Origin of the sequence: Leptotrichia hongkongensis (genome assembly GCF_041538065.1) — a bacterium.
Lineage (GTDB): Bacteria > Fusobacteriota > Fusobacteriia > Fusobacteriales > Leptotrichiaceae > Leptotrichia > Leptotrichia hongkongensis.
In genome coordinates, this window is sequence record NZ_JBGORW010000020.1 from 1 (window position 1) to 3,661 (window position 3,661).

At 32.5% G+C, this 3,661-nt stretch carries 3 protein-coding genes; all 3 read right to left on the reverse strand.

All coding sequences use genetic code 11. The features are described 5' to 3' along the window. Positions 1–126 precede the first annotated feature (126 nt). Positions 127–2,211, reverse strand: coding sequence for an elongation factor G (gene fusA, locus ACEG17_RS09935; protein WP_372583589.1), 2,085 nt, complete (start codon positions 2,209–2,211; stop codon positions 127–129). Positions 2,212–2,367: 156 nt separating this feature from the next. Then, positions 2,368–2,838: a 30S ribosomal protein S7 gene (gene rpsG / locus ACEG17_RS09940; RefSeq protein WP_021744579.1), complete on the reverse strand. Its 471-nt coding sequence runs from the start codon at positions 2,836–2,838 to the stop codon at positions 2,368–2,370. A gap of 32 nt (positions 2,839–2,870) precedes the next feature. Next, positions 2,871–3,239: a 30S ribosomal protein S12 gene (gene rpsL, locus ACEG17_RS09945; RefSeq protein ID WP_006806098.1), complete on the reverse strand. Its 369-nt coding sequence runs from the start codon at positions 3,237–3,239 to the stop codon at positions 2,871–2,873. Between the last annotated feature and the right edge of the window lie 422 nt (positions 3,240–3,661).

Sequence of the window (3,661 nt, forward strand, 5' to 3'; positions counted from 1 at the left end):
TACGTTTACGTGTGGTTTGCTTCTCTCGAATTTAGCTTTTGCCATTTTAATTTTTCCTCCATTATTTCTTTAATTTTTAAATTTTTTTAAGATTTTTAAGATTTTTATTGTTATTTTAAATTTTTATTATTTTCCTTGTCTTTCATCAATTACTTGTTGAGCAATATTTTTTGGAACTTCTACATATTTTTCAAATTCCATTGAGTAAGATGCTCTTCCTTGTGTTTTCGATCTCAAGTCAGTTGCATAACCGAACATTTGTGATAAAGGTACTTCTGCACTAATAATTTTTGCATTATTTCTGTCAGTCATTCCTGAAACTTGTCCACGTCTTGAGTTCAAATCTCCAATTACGTCTCCCATGTATTCTTCTGGAGTAGTAACTTCTACTTTGAAGATTGGTTCCAATAATACTGGATTAGCGGCTCTAAGTCCTTTTTTAACTGCCATTGAACCTGCTATTTTAAATGCCATTTCTGATGAATCGACTTCATGGTAAGATCCATCATACAATGTAACTTTTATATCTTGAACAGGGTATCCTGCGACAACTCCTGCTTCTAACGCTTCTTGAATTCCTTTATCTACTGCTGGAATATATTCTCTTGGAATAGCTCCTCCAGTAATTTCATTAATAAATTCGTAACCTTTTCCGTGATTAGCTTCAACTTTCATCTTAACATGTCCGTATTGTCCACGTCCTCCAGATTGTTTTGCATATTTTTCTTCAATATCTGCTAATCCATTGATTGTTTCTCTATAAGCAACTTGTGGTTTACCAACATTTGCTTCCACTTTGAATTCACGTTTCATTCTATCTACGATGATTTCCAAGTGTAACTCTCCCATTCCTGCAATAAGTGTTTGTCCAGTTTCTTGGTTAGTTGATACTTTAAATGTTGGATCTTCTTCTGCAAGTTTTGAAAGAGCTGTTCCCATTTTTTCCTGATCGGCTTTAGTTTTTGGTTCAACTGCGATTTGGATAACTGTATCAGGGAATTCCATTTTTTCTAGGATAATTGGAGCATTTTCAGCACACAATGTATCTCCTGTTGTAGTATCTTTTAGTCCAACTGCCGCAGCTATATCTCCAGAGTAAACTACATCAAGTTCTTCTCTTTTGTTAGCGTGCATTTGAAGCAATCTTCCCATTCTTTCTTTTTTACCTTTTGTTGAGTTTAATACATAAGATCCTTTTTCTAGTACTCCTGAATAAACTCTAAAGAATGATAATCTTCCAACAAATGGATCTGTAATGATTTTAGACACCAATGCTGAGAATGGAGCATCGTCTCCCATTTCTCTTTCAATAGGTTCTTCAGTTTTAGGATCAGTTCCTTTAATTTTTCCACCGTTAATATCTAGTGGTGATGGCATGTAGGCAACTACTGCATCAAGTAACGGTTGAATTCCTTTATTTTTGAATGCTGTTCCACACAATACAGGTACAACAGTTCCTTCAATTGTAGCAACTCTTAATGCTTTTTTGATTTCTTCTTCAGAGATTTCTTCTCCTCCAAAATATTTTTCCATCAATTCATCATCAGTTTCAACTACAGATTCAATCATATGTTCTCTTGCTGTTTGAGCATCATCTAACAACTCTGCCCTAACATCAACAACTTCATAATCTGCTCCCATAGTTTCATCTTTAAATAGGTATTCTTTCATTGTTACCAAGTCGATAATTCCTTCAAAATTATCTTCTGCACCAATTGGCAATTGGATTGGTACACCATTTCCACCTAATTTTTCTTTGATGTCGTTTACACACATGTTAAAGTCTGCTCCGACTCTATCCATTTTGTTAAAAAAAGCCATTCTTGGTACGTTATATTTGTCAGCTTGTCTCCAAACTGTTTCTGATTGAGGTTGCACTCCGTCAACTGCTGAGAACACCGCAACTGCTCCATCCAATACTCTTAATGATCTTTCTACCTCAACTGTAAAGTCAACGTGGCCTGGTGTATCTATTATGTTTATTCTGTGTCCATTCCAGAATGCTGTTGTTGCAGCTGATGTAATTGTGATTCCTCTTTCTTGTTCTTGTTCCATATAGTCCATCGTAGCAGCTCCTTCATGAACTTCTCCGATTTTATGGTTTACACCTGTATAAAACAAAATTCTTTCAGTAGTAGTTGTTTTTCCGGCGTCTATATGTGCCATGATACCAATGTTTCTAGTATCTTTCAAAGCAACTTTTCTTGCCATTTAAATTTTCCTCCTTATTTTTATAAGCTACTTCTTATTTAAGAAGTATATTTGAAATTTGAAACAATATTTTTATAAATCCAGTTCTGAAAAAACGAATTTTGTAAAAATATAACTTTTTTTGAATACTTAATAAATTTCTTCAAACAAATAAGATTACCATTTGTAATGTGCGAACGCTCTGTTTGCTTCAGCCATTTTATATGTATCTTCTTTTTTCTTAATTGATCCACCTTCATTGTTGGCAGCTGCAATTAATTCTTTTTTAAGTTTAGCAACCATTCCGTATTCTTTTCTTTCTCTTGTATATCTAACTAACCATCTAATTGCTAATGTTTGCTGTCTTTCTTTTCTTACTTCAACTGGTACTTGGTAAGTTGCCCCTCCGATTCTTCTAGATCTTACTTCTAATTGAGGTCTTACATTTTCCATTGCTCTTCTGAATACTTCAATTCCTTCTTCTTGAGTTTCTTCAGTTATTTGTTGCAATGCTGTATAAAAAATATTTTCAGCTAATGATTTTTTCCCATCTTTCATTAATCCATTAATGAATTTAGTTACTACTTTATCGTTAAATTGAGAATCTGGTAATACATCTCTTCTTTCCGCTCTTCTTCTTCTTGACACTTAATTGTCCTCCTTACTTTTTTAAAATTTAATTACCCTTTTTTAGCTCCGTATCTTGATCTACCTTGTTTTCTGTTTACAACTCCTGCTGTATCCAATGCTCCTCTGATTATTTTATATCTAACCCCCGGCAAATCTTTTGTTCTTCCTCCTCTTAAAAGAACGATACTATGTTCTTGTAAGTTGTGTCCGATTCCTGGAATATAAGCAGTAACTTCGATTCCATTTACTAATTTAACCCTTGCTACCTTTCTTAAGGCTGAGTTAGGTTTTTTAGGTGTAGTTGTATATACTCTTACACAAACCCCTCTTTTTTGTGGATTACCTTTCAATGCAGGTGATTTTTTCTTTTTCTCAGTTGTACTTCTACCAAATCTTACTAATTGATTAATAGTAGGCATCTGTTTTCCTCCTCTCAAATTTCTTTGATTTATATATTTATTCTCGCGTTATATTTCAAAACTAAAACTTTTTATAAAGCTCATTTCTTCAATCTACATTTGATAAAGCTGCATTTGACAAAGTTTTTAATTTTTTTGCTTTTCTTGCAAATCACTTTATCAAACATAACTGCATACTTATTTTAAGTATGTCGATTTACTCTAAAATTCACTTCAAAACATATTATTTTATAAATAATATATTTTTTCAAAATTTAGTTATGAGTTCTAACCTAACTATTTTATACTATAAAAGCCCTTTTGTCAAGGGCTATAAAAGATTTTTATTCAATAATTTGTATAGATGTCAAACATTTGTTACAAAAATATATTAAAAAAAATATTTCTTCCCTAATGTATCTTTAACCTACTGATTTTCCTTG